The organism is Bradyrhizobium sp. CIR18 (assembly GCF_014198295.1).
GTDB lineage: Bacteria > Pseudomonadota > Alphaproteobacteria > Rhizobiales > Xanthobacteraceae > Bradyrhizobium.
Genome location: NZ_JACIHF010000005.1, coordinates 439,744 through 456,037, shown reverse-complemented (window position 1 = coordinate 456,037; position 16,294 = coordinate 439,744). Strand labels below are relative to the sequence as shown.

Below are 16,294 nucleotides of genomic sequence, written 5' to 3'. Positions count from 1 at the left end.
TGGCACAGGGGTACGTCCCGGGACCAGGCCGCTGAAGCAACCGGTGAGTGCTGCGCCCCGGCTTGAGAGCTGCGTCTGCGGAGCGATCACGCACGTCCAGGCCGGCGGGCACGCGGTCAGCCATGGTACGTCCGTCTCCTGGCATCTCGATCCTTGCGAGCTAAGCTCGCCAAGTGTGGCAATGTTTGAATCTTGATAAATGCAAAGAGCCTCCCGTCGACACTCGAATCCCGCTTTTTGGGCGTCCTTTTCGATGGATTTCGACAAGCCGACCCTTTTCTGTCTCTGGCTTGAAGCAGGCGCCGTCAACTTGCCTGGGCGCAGCCAAAAGCGGCAATTTGCGAATCCGGTTGTCGTGCACGTCACGCTCGCCTGTGATGGTCCTGCCATTGAAGACAAGCTGTCTCGGGAGCATGTCCGCCAGTTACTTTGCTTGGCTGGTCCTGCTCTCGACCAGGCAAACGCCCGTCAGCTGCCTTCCGAGCAAAGTCAGGCAGTGATCGGTTTGTGCCGCATGCCATCCGCTGATGAAGTAACTGTGCCGCATCACGGAAGTCGAATGGCGACTTGGACGCACGATCGGCAAAACGACGATACCTGTTGGTCTTCGTGACAAATTGCCTCGCCGGCGAAACGACCGCGCTCATGCAAGGACCTGGACACACCTGCGGCAACAACACCGAAGCCGGCGAATGTCCTTCCATAAGGGCTGCAGGCATGAACAAAAATTCTCAATCAAAGTAAAGTGATTTTTTTCGTTTGACTATTTATTTTCATGTTCGATAGTGTCCGAAGATGGGCATCCCATTCTCCGCCAATCAGCTTCTGCAGCCATCATGACCGTGCGTGAAACAATAAGGCGTGAAAGCGCCAATCTGACCGCCAGCGAGCGCAAGATTTCCAATGCCGTGCTCGCGGACTATCCATTCGGCGCCCTCCAGACCATCCAGGAGCTGGCCGAGCGTACGGGGGTTAGTGCGCCGTCGATCACGCGCTTCGTCACCAAGATTGGCTTTGCCGGCTATCAGGAGTTTCAGCGCCAGTTGATAGCAGAATTGCGCGAAAGCCGACGCTCGCCGCTGGAGCTCAAGGCTACTGAAAAGCCGGGCAGCCGTCGTGCCTTTCTGGCCGACTACGCCCGGCGGGCTTCCGACCGGCTAAATGAGATGAGCGCCAGCGTTCCGCAGGAGCAGTTCGATCGGATCCTTGGGCTCATTGCCGATCCCGCCAGGGCAGTTTTCGTGCTTGGCGGGCGCGTCAGTGACAGCATCGCCCGCTTCCTGTCGGCGCACCTCAAGCAGATTCGATCGAAGGTCTATCATCTTCCACCCAATCCCGAGCACTGGCCTGACCAGCTGCTGGCGATCCGCAGGCAGGATGTCCTCGTCCTGTTCGACTTTCGCCGATATCAGCCCGACCTGCAGACGCTTGCCGACATTGTCGCAAGGGAATGCCGGCCGTCGATTGTGCTGATCACTGACAAGTGGATGTCGCCAATCGCCCGCCATAGCGACCATGTTGTTGCCCTGCCGATCGAAATTGAAACAGCGTGGGACACGCTCGTCTGCGCACTCACCCTCGTCGAGGCCTTGATCGTCAAGGTGTCGGAATCGAACTGGTCGACGACGAAAAAACGGCTCGAGGCCTGGGACAGACTTCGTCTGGTGCCGCCGGCTCAGCCTTCGGAGGAAAAAGATGATCGCTGAGGAAATGCTGATCGCATGCTGCACGGATCTTGCCGGCAAGGTTCGCGGCAAGGCGTTTCCCGCTTCGCAGCTCGACAAGCGGGCAAAGCGGGGCATTGGCTGGACGCCGACGAACGCCCAGATCACCTGTTTCGACACCATTGCGGAAAGCCCGTTTGGCTCGCTTGGTGATCTCGTCCTCATTCCCGATGAAGCTACAAGGGTGCGCGTACAACTGAGCGGGGATTTGCCGGCCGAGCATTTCGCGCTCGGTGACATTCGTCACACTGATGGCAGGCCGTGGGAATTCTGCACCCGTTCGATCCTGAGGGGTGCTCTCGATCGCCTCGATCGGGTGACAGGCCTGACGCTATTCGGGGCTTTCGAACACGAATTCCAATTCCGGAACGATGCAGGCCGCATTGGAGAGGCCTACAGCGTTAACGGCTTCCGCATCGAGCGACGCCTGGCCGAAGCACTTGTGGCGGCGATGCGCGCCGCAGGGCTGGAGCCGGACACATTCATGAAAGAATTTGGCGCGGGGCAGTATGAAGTCACGATGGGACCGTCGCGGGGGATCGCCATAGCGGATCAGTCTACGATCCTGCGCGAGCTCGTCCGCATGGTTGCCAACGCATTCGGGAAGGACGTCACATTCACCCCGATCAGGGACCCGGCCGGCGTGGGCAACGGCGTTCACATCCATCTCAGCTTCCTCAATGACGACAGGCCGGCAACGTGGGATCCAAACGGCAAACATGAGCTTTCCAGGACCGCAGGCCAATTTGTTGCTGGCATCCTCAAGTATCTTCCTGCGATCGTCGCGATCACAGCGCCGAGCGTCGTATCCTACCTGCGGCTCACACCACATCGCTGGAGCGCGGCCTTCAATAACCTCGGCTTCCGCGACCGTGAGGCTTCAGTCCGGATCTGCCCCGTTTCTGATCTGAGTGATGTTTCCAAAGCGGCCCAATTCAATTTTGAATTTCGCGCTGCCGACGCCACCGCGAGCCCGCACCTGCAGCTCGCGGCCATCGTACACGCCGGTGTCCAGGGCATTGAAGACGAACTGCCGACACCGGACGCAACCACCGAGGACCTCTCTCTTCTCGATCCATCGGCTTTGGCGACACGTGGATACTGCCGCCTGCCCACATCGTTGCCCGAAGCGCTTGATCGCTTGCTGGCGAATCCCACGGTAACCGCGTGGTTTCCGGGCGGGTTCGCCGAGACATACGCAAAGCACAAGAAGGGAGAGATGGCGTTCGTGGAGGGAAAAACTCAACAGGAGATCTGCAGCTTGTACGAGCAAGTCTACTGACGGACCAAAAGCTGCATCATCAGTCCGATCGGCGATTCCCGCATCAGCCATTTTGTCAAGGGAATGATAGCTGGCAACGCTGTATGAGCGCAACTGGACAGGGGAGTCCACCTGAACGTTGCAGCCAGTGTTGGGCTCGTTGGCGACGCGTTCGCTGTCACGATTGAGCCCATCAAGAGATGACCGGGAGGACGCCAGGGGGAAGCAGCACATGGTCTCCCCCCCGGGGCAGCCCGTGCACGTCTGGTACTGCTCGGCCAGTACACGGCGCATGACGGCCGAGAACTCTTCAGGAACTTTCTGCACCTTGCCATCGCGCTCCATCGTTCATTTGATCCGCAGGCCATCGGAGGGGCTGGTAGGGCCGTCTTTCCAGTCCGAGCGGACATAGCCTGATCAAAGCCATGCACGGGCATGATCACAAGTCGCGCTGCCGCAGCTGAAAGTGAGGTGCCGTGCCAAAGGCGAGCAGGACTGCCGCAACGATGCGGAGCCGACCGACCGCATTCTCGATACTGCGAGTTATCTGGAGTTCGCGCGGCACACCAGGTGCCTTCTGTTCGGAAACAGACCGGCGACCGTCAGTAATCTGACAATTTGTTGCAAGCGCGACAATTATCTGGACGTCTTGCAGCAGTTTTCGTCGACATACCTGGCCCAACTCATGCACTGGGTAACTCAGGTCAATCCGTCATCGGAGCGCCGCAGCCCTTGAGCCTTCTCGCTAAAACCGGATCTACATTCGGGCGCCTTGTCTATACGGTCCCTTTCCGCATCTGCGCTCGTGATGCGAGCGGAGCCGTGGAACGAACGCTCCCGCTTCGCTTCGCAACGGCGATCACCGGATCCCCGTCATGTTGCGTTACGAGAGATGGCGCCACGTGCAGACCAAAACAGGCGCACTCTGCAGCGAGTTCTGTCCGCAATTGCAGCGAAAGGACACGCAGGGATCGCGTCAGGGCCGAGCTGCGTCACTATAGCGAGCTCGCGAACGCGCCTCAACGAGACCTGGGCGATGGATGTCGTCCTTGGATCAGCTGGCGAGGTAACGTTTTTCAGCAAGACCGCCGGCTCAATTGCCGGTCGCCCATGAGGGCTGCTCTTCATTTCGGTATCTGCGCCAATCCTCCATTTTTTCTCGGCATCCGAATGTCGAGGCAAAGAGAGACATAGGGGGCATCGCGCCATCGGGCAGAACAGCAGTCCAAAACGATCAGTGCCTGCTTCCGGGAAGCAAACCGATATGCACGCGGAAAAAGGTACGTAAGGAGAACTGGTTCCCATGATGATTGAAACGGTTACAGGGGCGATCCCGGTCGACAGCCTCGGACGCACCCTGATGCATGAGCACCTGTTCATCGCCTTTCCAGGCGCCTGGTTCGATCCGCTCACCAGATTCAACCGTGCGGACTTGATTGCGGAGGCCGTCCGGCGGCTGGTGCAACTGCGTACTGACCATGACGTACGTACCTTCGTCGACCCCTGTCCAATCGAGCTCGGCCGCGACGTCACCCTGATGAAAGAAGTTTCTGAAAAAGCCGGCATGCAGATCATTTGCACCAGCGGATTTTACTACGAGGAAAGGGGGCTGCCGTTCTACTGGCGCGCCCGCACCGAAGATGAGATCGCGGAGCTCTATATCCGCGAGATCACCCATGGGATTGGCGAAACTGGCGTGAAGGCGGGCGCCCTCAAGGTCTCAACGAGCGCGCCAAATGTCACCGATCAGGAGAAGAAATTCCTCGCCGCGGCCTGTATCGCACAGAAGGCAACGGGAGTGCCGATCATTACCCATACCACGGATGGGTGTGCTGGGCCCGAGCAGCAGGAGCTGTTCGCGATCGGCGGCGTTGCCGCTCATCGATGTCTCATCGGTCATTGCTGCGGAAACGCCGATCACCTTTACCATCGACGGATCGTCGATGGCGGTTCTTACATCGGGTTCGATCAAATCGGGGCAGATCACTTCCAGCCTGACGAGGTTCGCGCCAGCAATGTGGCGAAGCTCGTGCGGGACGGTTTTCGCTCGCAGGTGATGATGAGCATGGATCGCCTCTGCGGTCACCTTGGCAAGCCTTCGGCGCACCGGCTGACTTCGGAGGAGATCGCCAGAATCGAAGAATTGAAGTCACGAAGGCTTTGGAAAGAGCACACCTACATGTTCACCGACTTCATCCCGATGCTACGTGCCCGCGGCGTCCGCGAAACGGATATCGTCTCAATCCTGGAGGACAATCCTCGACGTTTCTTTGCCGGTACGGTTTTGAGGGAAAATGCAGAAAAACTAGAGCGCGCACCACTTTGTAGCATGTAAGGACGGACCGCTTTCGCCGGCGCTTTTGGCTTGATCATTGCAGTGCAGCTGCACGAATGCATGCAGCTGAATGGTTTCTGCTACGGCCAATTGGTGGTCGATGTCGACGCCGGAAAATGGATCGACGAAGTCACCGCGTGTACCGCGTGTGGCAGGTCCCGGTTTGCAGGCCAACCTCGCCTCGTGTTTGACAGGACCGCCAGGCTTCCCTCCAAAAGCAGATCAGCGACATCTCTCAGAATGGAGGTCGCTTCCTCACTGAGCGAAGACCGCAGATCGCATCCGTTCCCCTTAATACAGAGCGTTCCAGCGTCGTGCAGTCATGCCGGCTTCTGCAAGGCACATCGGAAAACGATACTCACACCATGACCCTCCTGAGGCTGCCCATGGACCCGAAAGTCAACCCGATTGACGTGGACTTCATTCCTGCTCAAAGCCGCGCTGACTACCATCGGCGGTCATTACTCAGCCTATGGCACAGGGCAATCCGACATCCTGGCACGCGCCATCAATTCCCGGCCGCGCAACCGACGTTGGCTAACATCGATCTGTCCTGGGGAGCGGTGGGCGTGAGCGACGCTTACGATCACCTCCAGCATCTGCATTCGTCCGTTCCGCCGGAAGCCGCCCGATCATGCCCTGGCTCTGACATTGTCCTTTTCACAGAAGGGACGGCGAGGAAACGGAGGCCCCTCATCGGAACGGATGAAGAGATGCTGTACAATGCATGCTTCAATGGAAAGGCGTACCATCTTTCAGGCATCACCAGTGACGACAGGGTGCTCGTACTATCGCGGAGCACGACCTCTCACGCGGATTATTGCAACCTTTACGCCTTGTCACGAACGGCGTGCACGATCATACCCGTCCAGGATTGCAAGAGAGGACGAGAGAATGCTGAAATCATGAGAGCGGTGCAGGCAACCGCAATCCTCGGGTCTGTGAGCGCTCTCCTTCCATTGCTGTCGTACATGGAACTTGGCGGTCTGACTTACGCTGGGATCGGGCACATTGTTCGAGGCCGAGAGCCCTTGTCCCGCCAGCTTCGATCGAGACTCGTGCAGCGATTCGGGGAAGATCTGTCCTTCCACTCGGTATTTGGGACGCCGGACCACGGTGCGCTGGGCTTCCAATGCTCCTCGTGCGGCCCTGGCGAGTACCACCTTCATGAAGGCCTTGTCTACGCGGAGCTCAGTCCGCGGAATGATGGGAGAGCGACAGAGCTCGTTATTTCGAACCTGCACCGCTCCCGCATGCCCGTCGTCCGGCTCCGGACCGGCGATTACGCTGAATGGGCTGATCCGGAGGGACGCTGTCCGTGCGGGCTGACCTCCAGAAAAATACGTATTTTGGAAAGAATCACTGACCCCGCGCCATAACGTCCGCCGTGCGCAGCTGTTTGCAAACCGACGGACCGTCTTGATGGTAGCGTCGATCCTGCTCGAGCGCTGCCGCAGCAGTCGTCACCATCGAGAGCATCGCACTCGTAAGCGCCGCCTGGAACACCTTATCCCTGATCGTGAGCGCCTGTTGCCGGGCGCCGCAGGTCAGCAAGCCGCACCGACTTCTTCAATCAGCGCGTTCGTGTAGACCTGACGGCAATAGCCCTCGGTCACCCGCAAACTGTTGTCATGCCGCTCCTGGCTATAGGTGGCGCAGGCATCTGGCACGAGCGTCACGAGATAGCCAAGGTCGCAAGCGTCACGCACGGCCGATTCGACGCACTCGTCCGTAACGAGGCCCGCCAAAACCAGCTGTTTGACGCCCAGATTGCGCAGCAGGTAATCGATGTTGGTGGATACGAAGACGCTCGAAGACGATTTCGGGAGCACGATTTCGTCATCGCCAGGCGCAATCTCGTCAATGACCTTGGCATCCCATGAACCTCTTGGGACGTTGAAGCCCACGATCTTGTAGTTCAGACCACGATCACGACCATCCTTTGTGAGATTCTCGATCGTTGTGTAAAGTACTTCTATGCCCGCCGCACGGAACGCCGTCTGCAAGCGCTGCATGTTGGGAATGGCAACGCTCTTCAAGCGATCAAAATAATGGCCGTACTTGCCCGCAATCTCGGCGCCCGGCACATCCTTGAACTCGCCGCCATTACGTCGAACGCAAAAGTTTTGTACGTCAATGAACAACAACGCCGATTCCGTCGGCTTGAGTGGCACATCGCGTGTTGTCGGCCGTTCAGCCGTTGACATCCTTTTTCCTCGCACGTCTAATCAGCCGGGTTCGCGATCAAGATCGCATCTGCGCTGTCCTCCCAGATCACTGATCAAGAAGTTAGCCGTTTAGAACAGCAGGTGCGGCAACTTGCATGCTCAGCAGCGTTGGCAAGACTAACGAAGGCTACGAGTTCTCTCATCCGAGACCTGCAATGCGAATGGTCCTGCCCCTTTCTTTTGGTTGGGCGCGAGGACTGGTCAGATTTGACTTCGCAAGGCGTTATGGATGCCGATGCGCCGACGACGATCACGACGCCAGCAAGAGCCCGGCCTTTTCCTGGCAAACAACACGGCTCCTTAACTCGTCGCCGGTCAGCCAGATCAGCCAATCGTCGTCGACGATTTCCTCTTCCACCAGCCGCAATATCGACCCGCCTCTCTCATGGTGCAGATATCCGTATTGTGAAATGACGCCCTTATCGATTATCCAGCGCGCGACCAGTCCACATATGAAGTCAGGCGCCCACATGCCAAAGGACACTCCGAATGCTATTGCTGCCATGATCCTGGAGACCCCCTCTCCTCTATAGTCTTGTCGGACCCAGCCGTCGCCGTGATAGGCCACTTTACCGGACATCGTCCTCGCACTCGGTGCAATACAACTGCACTCGTCCTGACGATGGGCATATTTGGCCGGGTCTGCGTAGAACGCTTTTAGGGATTCGAGATGCTCTGCAAAGTTACTGCGCGAAAGATCATAAAGTCGAACAGCCTGCAACACCGCTACTTGGTTATTCTTGTCAATGCCTGCCATCCAGAAGCCCTCGCCTGATCTGATTGGCGAGCGGTCCGGTCGGAAATTGGGATATGTGGGCCCCTTCGTCGGAGTCGCCTGCGTAATCGAGATATACTCGTGAAAGTCGGCCCCCAACGAAAGCCTGATACCTTTTTGGGCGGCAGCGGCGTCATAGCTGCGAATGAAGTGCGAGACGTCCAGCAGGTCCGCTACGTTCATCATTCTGCACTTCTCCATTGTAGTGCACCGAGCGCCTTAGGCTGCTACAGCATTGACGAGGATCGAGACACTATCAATTCTGGTAGGAAGAACGGCGCGAACTTCGATGAAGTGGCATTCGCCGTTCAGCGCCGCCATCGCCCGATATGACAATCGGACTGTGAAGTACTATCGAGATATCATCGATTTCGTGAAGATCAGCCTCTGGCTCTGCCACAATCTGATCCATCGCTCTGCGAGCGTATCGATCAGAGTGGCGCGACAAGCCCGTTCGACAGCGACTATCTTGTGGGGATGTCTAACCTTCTTCGCCGGAGGTGTCCGCGTCAGACACTTCACAACATCAGTCGACATTCTGGTTTGACATTTACAAAACGCTCGAGTGCCTCAGGACGAAAGTGGGGGCGAGGTTGCATTCATCGCGCGTGACTAGACTAGGCTCCGCCGCGATGTGAGCGGCTGAAGCAGACCAGTAATCGGGCTGGCCGGCCAAAACTTAGGACCGAATGGGAAAGATCGGGCGTCCCTCTCGGGCCGCGAATTCGGCTTCCTGCCGAGATTCGGATGTGCTCTGGCGGCCTGCAGTACTGTGACTGCGCAATCCGGGCAAAAAGGAGGGATCGACCGGGTCATTCGAACCGAACCGGCAGGTCAATTCTCCTCGGGCTCAGGGGTGGCCGCACTCGGTTCGGTAATCCGCGGCGACGGTCACCGAATGCCCGAACCGCGCGATGGGAACGGTCCGCGCGATCCAGGGCCCAAGCCCGCCCTTGGTTCCTGCCCCAAAGGGCAGTGCGAAGCAGTTCCAAACAACCAATTGAGAACCCACCAGGAGACGGGAACCGGCCGAGCCTTTGGACAGGCCGTTAAGCTCTTGATAACTAGGCGAAAAAGCCCAAACTCGAAGGAAACCTACCTTACAGGGCCATCAAAAAATTCCCTTGGAAGAACTAGGATGACCTTGTAGGGTTATGCGTGTGGGAAGTGATTTTGAGGTGAGAACGGCCTCCTCACGCGCCTCGGTGCGAGGCAAAGTAGCCGAAAGGTGAAGAGATCCAGGTTGGCATCTGGCAAACTTCATTTCCCGAACTTCTAACGATCTGGGGCTCCGCCGAATGGCGGGGCCCTAGACGTTTGGGGCAATCTTTAGAAAGCCCTTCTGCCGCCGGCTTTCGATCTTCTCGGCCTTCACCGGATAGAAGCTCAAGACGTGCTAGCGACCCTGCTCGTCCCGGTCGAGGTTGATTGCCACGAGAACCATGCTATCGGCCGCAACAACCCGGCTGATCAGCTCGATTCCAGGGTTCTTGTGATCATCGCCGATATAGAGCGGGTCGGTCACGATTCCCGATAGATATGGTAAGCAGAGTAGAAACTCCTTGGGATGACGACGCTCGGCGTGAACCTGAGCACCGGCGCTGAAGACCACGTCCCCCGCCGGCAGTTCCATTTCAAACGCCGTATTGATCTTGGCGACGGGTAGCGGACCGAGGGAAAGTTCCTTCCGCTTCTCGCGCCTCGGCTTATTTCCGCGGTCGTCGCGCTTTACCTCCTGCTTCATACTGCGAAACGGCGTCCATTCATTTCGTGGGCTGAGCGTGTTTCCCCTGTTACGTCCGAAACACAATCATTCGTTTAGGCCGACGAGCCACCCTGTTTCAACCTGCTCAGGAATCGAATTGCATTTCCTCGACCAGAAAGCCGCGATCGCGATCATCGATCAAAAAGCCTGCGCAATTGTTTCAGCCTACATCACGCGTATCGCATGCTGCCATCGCCGTCTGCGGGTAGCTCGGGTCGCATGACTGACTCGCGCATCCTCTCAACGCGGCGACTTCGAGCCACTGCGGCGACTTAGGCTTCTCGTGCCACGCGATGAACTATCTATCTCTAGCGTGCACGACAAGGAGAGAAGGGCGAACTCTCAAGCGGCTCTTTCACCATGCCAATTGATCCTCCCGATCACTTCGAAATACCGGATCTACGGCCAGATCGGGTTCAGCACCTCAGCCAGCCTTGCCTTCGCTTTGGCCAATTGCGCGCGCGTCGCTTCACGTCGCCAGCTTGGCAAAAATACGCGTCTCCGTCCGGGAAGGTAATGGTCCATTTGCTGCCCCTAGGCGCGTAGCTCGTGCTTGAAAACATTTTTTGCGCAATGAGAATCGGGTCTGTTGCCCAGTTCCCCGACCAGTTCAAGTCGGCCATAATCTGCCGGCCCCCCTTGCCGCGGCAAGAAGCTCTGGGGTCCTGCCTCACCAAGATCTCAGGGGACGTCGTCCCACTCTCCGCGGAGGTTCTTACGATCATCAATGATCAGGTTACCACCCGCCGTTTCCGTTGCCGGATCCACGGTGTGCGTCACGTCCGCGTCGAAACGTGACCGGCACTATCCAGATAAACGGCTCCAACATGCAGTGGCTGATGCAGGTCACCGACCAAATGTGACAATACAAACAATGCCTCTTTCTTGTCTTTGATGGCAAATGGTCGTGGTCAAGCAGCACGGCTATCGCAGCATTCACGGCTGCAACCAGATCGGGGTATTTCGTACCCCGATAGCTTCGGTCGAATCGATCACGCTGCACGGCGCATCATCGAAATGATAGGTATTGTGGCATCCGCGCTCACGCCAGACGTCATATAGCTGCATGTTGCGCCGCGACGTAGTCTTCCATCCGCTGGTGCTCATCCGGCGTCCTGAAGGACGTGCACGGCACTTCGTATTCCGGATGATTGGGATCGATAAAAAAGTACCGTCGGCTTTGCGCATGACGCTCTTTACGCAGTCAAGCCATGGGCCTGCCGTTTTCAAGTCGAACCCGAGGATCTCCGCGACATGCTGCCTGGCGTTGTCAGTCAACAGCTGATCACGATTATCCGACCACGCGATGATCCTTGTATCCTCAAGCTAACGAGGAAATTGGGCGCAGAACAGTCCAAGGCAGTGACAGGCCAAAGTACCTGCAGGCAGGTCGAGAGGGAGTTGAGCATGATGAACACTCAAAATTCGCGTAAAGAAACGGACGATGAGGAAAAGCACGTATCGGACAATAATTCTACTTGAACTAGTACCGTGGTTTCATAACTTGAGGCGGAGCATGGCACAATCTTGATGTCAGCAAAAGCTGTCGTCGTCAGTCTAGCGCCTCCGGGTATTCGTGTTGTTGTTTCGACGTTGAGAGGGGTGGGTACGCAGTTTTTTTGCGGGACCAGAATATGTCGGGGGTCTTTCGCGCAAATCGTTGAGCAGACGGTCCGTTGCACTTGGCACCGTTTGCTCAATTCGGCTTTGAATGTTGGGTTCGGCTCCGCCGACAAACGGATCGGCCCTGCCGCTGTCTGCCGTCCAAATCCAGGCGACGAGCGCGAAGATTATCTGTGCGCGTCCTTGATAGTTTCGCGAACGTTGTTTCAAATTTTTCCAGGAGTCGATCATGCGCTGCACGTTCATATTACTGGGTTCAATTGCCGCGCTGGCCAGTTACTCTACCGCCGCGACTGCCCAGGTCGACCCGAATCTACAGGTCCGCATCGAGAATTTGACGCCTCCCAAGGATCGGAAGCCAGACCTCCCGCAGACCGAAGTCGTAACAAAAACGAGGGTTCAGACCTACACGACAACCGAGACCGTTGCCGTGCCTCCTGCGGAGCGACGCCGTCGCCTTCAAAAGATCCTCGCCGAGAAGCAGCTGATGCTACCCGCGGACGCTGAGGCAGTTCAAAGAGCGTACGAAACGTACGGTATCAAGGACCACGAAACCCGCAAAGTTCAGAAGAAGAAGGTGATCACTGAGCGCGTCGTAACGACCAAGCCACGAGAAACCACCGTCACGGCATCTGTTTCGACACAGTCAGTGTTCGACAACAATGCCAGCAAGACCCCTATCCACGTGGGCGACACAGTTTTTGGCACCACGGGTCTACTTACCGTCAATATCCCTGTCGGTCTTGCCGATAGCTTCATCCTGCAGAGCGGCGTGAGTGACCAGCGTTATGCCCGCTTGTTCACAAAGAACGTCGACATCCTGGTGAACAACGCCACTTACAACCAAGTTCTCAATCTGGTCGTCGCGGGCAAGACGAGCGGCACGACGACATCCGACGTAATGAGCTATTCGGTTGCCTCTAGCACCGTCTACGGGTCTGGATTTAGGCCCTACCAAGTGGAGCTTTTCACGCCTTCGATCGCCTGGGCTCGCAACAATCAGGATCTGGCCGGGACAATCTGCGGGCCGAAAGGTCAGGAAGCTTTTTGCGTCGCGGGTACTTTCGTCGCAGAGGGCGAATTCACGTTCTCGGATATCGCCAGCCAACAAAATTTCTCCTCCAGGCTGTCTGGCGGCGTGACCTGGCAAACGCCAGTAACCGGCCTGACCACGTCAGCCGGCGGCTACGTTCAAGGTCGGCATTTCACAGATTTTCCCGGGGGTCGTGACGATCTTATCTTTCAGGCGTCAGCTCGGGCAGACTGGACGCCAAACAGCCACGTCCAACTCAGCGGTGTGCTGCAGGTCACACAACAGTTTTCCACTGTGAAGGCCCTAGAATGGAACGGCTTTGCAGCCTATCCGTACCTGAAGCTAAGGGTCACGTTTTGAGAGGCTACCAGGGTTTGAGCCTACCAACTGTGGTTTCGCACTGAGGTCGAATAGCTGCCGTCATCAAGTCGCCGCCTTACTGCTGCGCGCCCCGTCGCGGGTTGCACCTACCGTCGCCACCTCGCGGCGCCGGCGAATGGGTTCCAAATCCCCAGGCCACGGAAGCCTGGACTTGTCCAACGTTGCTAGGGGCTCGCCGAACAGTCTTCGCGCCTTCCGGCGATCCGAGGCCAAACCGATGAAGTTGATCGGGACTGGAAGCAACTGGCGGTCTCGTGCAGAAGCTCCACCTGGCTCGCCGCGAACTCAACCTCGAGGCGGCATCAACGCCTTGATAGCTTCGATCTCCTGATCCTCGATGATCTTGCCTACGTCACAAAGGACCAGCGGCGCTCGATGCTGATCACCACCAATCAGCCGTTCGGCGAATGAAACAAGGGCCTGCCGGACCCCGTCATGACGCTCGCCGCCATCGATCGTCTCGTTTACCACGCCACCAATGAACGTCGAGAGCTATCGCAGACGCGCTGCGCTCGAATGAAGACGCTGTCCGGGACGGCCGCCCTCGCACGCGGCACCGAAAACCGTCGCTGATTGACACGATGCCTCTCTCTATCGCAAACCGGCGCTCACAGAACGAAGAGTGAAACGGTCGATCAGGGCCGATCGCCCACTTCGCCCAACCGCTTCCGGTTCACCTCCAATTGCGGACATTTGCGCCGGCCCGCGGGGTAGAGCACACAAAGATGACCCTATCAGAAACTGTCCCGATGGACGTAGCGTACAATTGCAGACGTCCGGATATTCTCTGTTTCTCTGTTTCTCTGTTTCTCTGTTTCTCTGTTTCTCTGGTTCTCTGGTTCTCTGGTTCTCTGGTTCTGACGTGCGATAGGCTGCGACGTCATAGCGCCACGGCGAAAGAATGAATACCCGTCTTCGGCCGTGGCGCGTTTTGCGCAGCCCGTGAACATCCTGCCCACCAACCGGCCCAACCCTAAATCCATCGTCCCGTGCGATGCGCTCAGCTTCAGGTCCGTAAAATCCGAGAATCCCCAGCAGGATGACGTGCGGGGCGGACCACCGGATCTAGAAACAGCAGCTACCAACACTGTCAGATCCGCAGTTGACGCCTACACTTTCGCACACCTAAGTTCAACGTCGAGCCATCCCAGCGCATTAACCGTCGCACGATCGGCACTATTAATGACAATGGTCGTTGTCTCCGCTTCGATGATCGCGGGGCCTTCCAGCACGTGCCCGGAACGCAATTTCTCCAGTGCATAGACCGGCACTTCGCGCCAAGCACCGAAGAAGGCCTGACGTTTGCCTGCAGGCGATAAGATTGGTTCAGACGTAGGCATTGGCTTATCGGATCGTTCAATTCGAGGAACGGCGCCAACAGCGGCAAGCCGTGCGTTGACGAATACGACCTCCTGATCGCGCGAGGCGTAAGTATAAAGTTCCTCATGACGACGATGAAATCGCTCTTCGAGCTCGGCGATCAAGGATGGCGCGTTAAGGTCGACGTCGCTGAGTGGTACATCGACCTCGAACACCTGCTCGCCATAGCGCATCTCGGCGGACCGCTCAGTCAGAATGGGCCCGTCGAACCAGCTTCGGAGCCGTTCGGTTGCCTGCACGTCCAGATCTGCAAAGATGTTTCGAATTTCAGTGGCGGTCGTCTGGGCGCCTGTCTCGAAGTGAGTGCGGCTGACCTCATACCGCAAGTCGCTGGTGAGCATCCCCCACGCCGAGAGTACGGAGGCTGCCGTAGGCACTATGATGCGCGTGATCTCGAGCTCGCGCGCGACCTCAGCAGCGTGAAGGCCGGCGGCGCCGCCGAAGCTCAAGAGGGCGAACTTGCGCGGATCAACGCCGCGACGCAGGGTCATCAGTCGGATGCCGTCTGCCATTTTCAGATTGACGAGCCGATAGATGCCGGCAGCCGCCTCGATGCGTGTCACGCCAAGCGAAGCTGCGAGGCGATCAATTGCTGCTTCCGCCGCCGCACGATCGAGCGGACGCCGTCCGCCCATGAAGGCGGCCGCATCGAGATAACCCAGCACGATATTCGCATCGGTCACGGTCGGCTGCGTACCACCGTTGCCATAACAGGCTGGGCCTGGGACCGCGCCGGCACTTTCGGGGCCGACATGGAAATGGCCGCCGGCGTCGACGCTGGCGATCGAGCCCCCGCCCGCCGCAATGCTGGCTATATCCAGACTGCGCAGCGCGATGCGCTGGTCCGCCAGCCCGCCATCAGCCGACAGCGTCGCGCGTCCGTCCGCGATCAAGGAGATATCGGTGCTCGTGCCCCCCATATCGAAGGGTACCAGATCCGGCATTTCAAGCAACTCCGCACAGCGCCGGGAAGCTGAGATGCCGCCGGCTGGACCGGATAGCACGGTGGCCGCAGCAAGACGCCCCGCCTCCTCGACCGGTGCCATGCCGCCATGGGAGAGAATGATGAACAAGCTCCCGTTGAATCCCGCTTCGGCCAGACGGAGCTCGAGCCGGGTCAGGTAGAGCCGCGCGGCAGGACCGACATAGGCATTCACGATCGTGGTGGAGACCCGCTCGTACTCTTTGATCTGTGGCAACACGTCACTTGAGCGCGACACGCTCATTCCGGGCAATTCACGTGCAATCCGCTCTGCTGCCGTGATCTCATGGGAGGGATTACGATAGGCATGCAGGAAGCAGATCGCGACCGAAGTGACGCCAGAGGCGCGGATGGCAGCGATGGCCTCACTGAGTGATCCCTCGTCCAGTTTCAGCAGCACGTCGCCATTCGGCCGCAGCCGCTCGCGAACGCCGAAGCGGAGTTCGCGCGGCACCAGCGGCATCGGGGGTGGGATCCGCAGATCATAGCGATTGTCCTTCAATCCCTCCCGCATCTCAATGACGTCGCGGTGACCCTCCGTGGTCAGCAGTGCGACTTTGGCGCCTTTGCGTTCGAGCAGCGCGTTCGTCGCGACTGTGGTGCCATGCACCAGCCGCTGCGTCCTCGCCAACATATCAGCGCGCGACATGTCGAGCCGCCGCGCGAGCTCGTTGAGCCCCGTCATCACACCAATCGACTGGTCCTGCGGCGTGGAAGGAGATTTCGCGAACACGGTACGCCCGCCAGCGTCGATCGCGACCAGATCGGTGAACGTGCCGCCAACATCAATGCCAATCGTCAACATCG

11 protein-coding genes and 1 pseudogene are annotated in these 16,294 nt (G+C 58.1%); 6 read left to right on the top strand and 6 right to left on the bottom strand.

Annotated elements, in window-relative coordinates:
* Window positions 1–253: 253 nt before the first annotated feature.
* From GGD65_RS20105 to GGD65_RS20090, 4 genes are all read left to right on the top strand, one after another.
* On the top strand, window positions 254–613 hold the full coding sequence (locus GGD65_RS20105) for a hypothetical protein (protein WP_183236375.1): 360 nt from the start codon (window positions 254–256) through the stop codon (window positions 611–613).
* A 223-nt stretch (window positions 614–836) separates the two neighbouring features.
* The gene (locus GGD65_RS20100; protein WP_183236374.1) at window positions 837–1,706 is read left to right on the top strand and encodes a MurR/RpiR family transcriptional regulator; all 870 of its coding nucleotides are present in this window, start codon (window positions 837–839) and stop codon (window positions 1,704–1,706) included.
* On the top strand, window positions 1,696–3,006 hold the full coding sequence (locus GGD65_RS20095) for a glutamine synthetase family protein (RefSeq protein WP_183236373.1): 1,311 nt from the start codon (window positions 1,696–1,698) through the stop codon (window positions 3,004–3,006). Before GGD65_RS20100 ends, GGD65_RS20095 begins: the two co-directional genes overlap by 11 nt.
* Before the next feature lie 1,282 nt (window positions 3,007–4,288).
* Window positions 4,289–5,320: a phosphotriesterase gene (locus GGD65_RS20090; RefSeq protein WP_183236372.1), complete on the top strand. Its 1,032-nt coding sequence runs from the start codon at window positions 4,289–4,291 to the stop codon at window positions 5,318–5,320.
* Window positions 5,321–6,867: 1,547 nt separating this feature from the next.
* On the opposite strand, the gene GGD65_RS20085 is transcribed toward GGD65_RS20090, so the two are convergent.
* The 5 genes from GGD65_RS20085 to GGD65_RS20065 all read right to left on the bottom strand — a co-directional run bounded on the left by GGD65_RS20085 (window position 6,868) and on the right by GGD65_RS20065 (window position 11,366).
* Window positions 6,868–7,527: an isochorismatase family cysteine hydrolase gene (locus GGD65_RS20085; protein ID WP_183236371.1), complete on the bottom strand. Its 660-nt coding sequence runs from the start codon at window positions 7,525–7,527 to the stop codon at window positions 6,868–6,870.
* Window positions 7,528–7,798: 271 nt separating this feature from the next.
* Window positions 7,799–8,509, bottom strand: a complete 711-nt coding sequence (locus GGD65_RS20080; protein ID WP_183236370.1) for a hypothetical protein — start codon at window positions 8,507–8,509, stop codon at window positions 7,799–7,801.
* A 1,210-nt stretch (window positions 8,510–9,719) separates the two neighbouring features.
* The gene (locus GGD65_RS20075; RefSeq protein ID WP_246783354.1) at window positions 9,720–10,067 is read right to left on the bottom strand and encodes a hypothetical protein; all 348 of its coding nucleotides are present in this window, start codon (window positions 10,065–10,067) and stop codon (window positions 9,720–9,722) included.
* Window positions 10,068–10,864: 797 nt separating this feature from the next.
* Entirely contained in the window at window positions 10,865–10,984 is a 120-nt protein-coding gene (locus tag GGD65_RS41140) for a S1/P1 nuclease (RefSeq protein ID WP_409362753.1), read from the bottom strand.
* 40 nt (window positions 10,985–11,024) lie between these two features.
* On the bottom strand, window positions 11,025–11,366 hold the full coding sequence (locus GGD65_RS20065) for a hypothetical protein (RefSeq protein ID WP_183236368.1): 342 nt from the start codon (window positions 11,364–11,366) through the stop codon (window positions 11,025–11,027).
* Between the two features lie 574 nt (window positions 11,367–11,940).
* Between GGD65_RS20065 and GGD65_RS20060 the strand changes: the two genes are divergently transcribed.
* The gene (locus GGD65_RS20060) at window positions 11,941–13,104 is read left to right on the top strand and encodes a hypothetical protein (RefSeq protein ID WP_183236367.1); all 1,164 of its coding nucleotides are present in this window, start codon (window positions 11,941–11,943) and stop codon (window positions 13,102–13,104) included.
* A gap of 263 nt (window positions 13,105–13,367) precedes the next feature.
* Window positions 13,368–13,645: pseudogene (locus GGD65_RS20055) on the top strand (ATP-binding protein); the annotation flags it as partial.
* Between the two features lie 589 nt (window positions 13,646–14,234).
* Here the strand turns inward: GGD65_RS20055 and GGD65_RS20050 are convergent.
* Entirely contained in the window at window positions 14,235–16,292 is a 2,058-nt protein-coding gene (locus GGD65_RS20050) for a hydantoinase/oxoprolinase family protein (protein WP_183236366.1), read from the bottom strand.
* Between the last annotated feature and the right edge of the window lie 2 nt (window positions 16,293–16,294).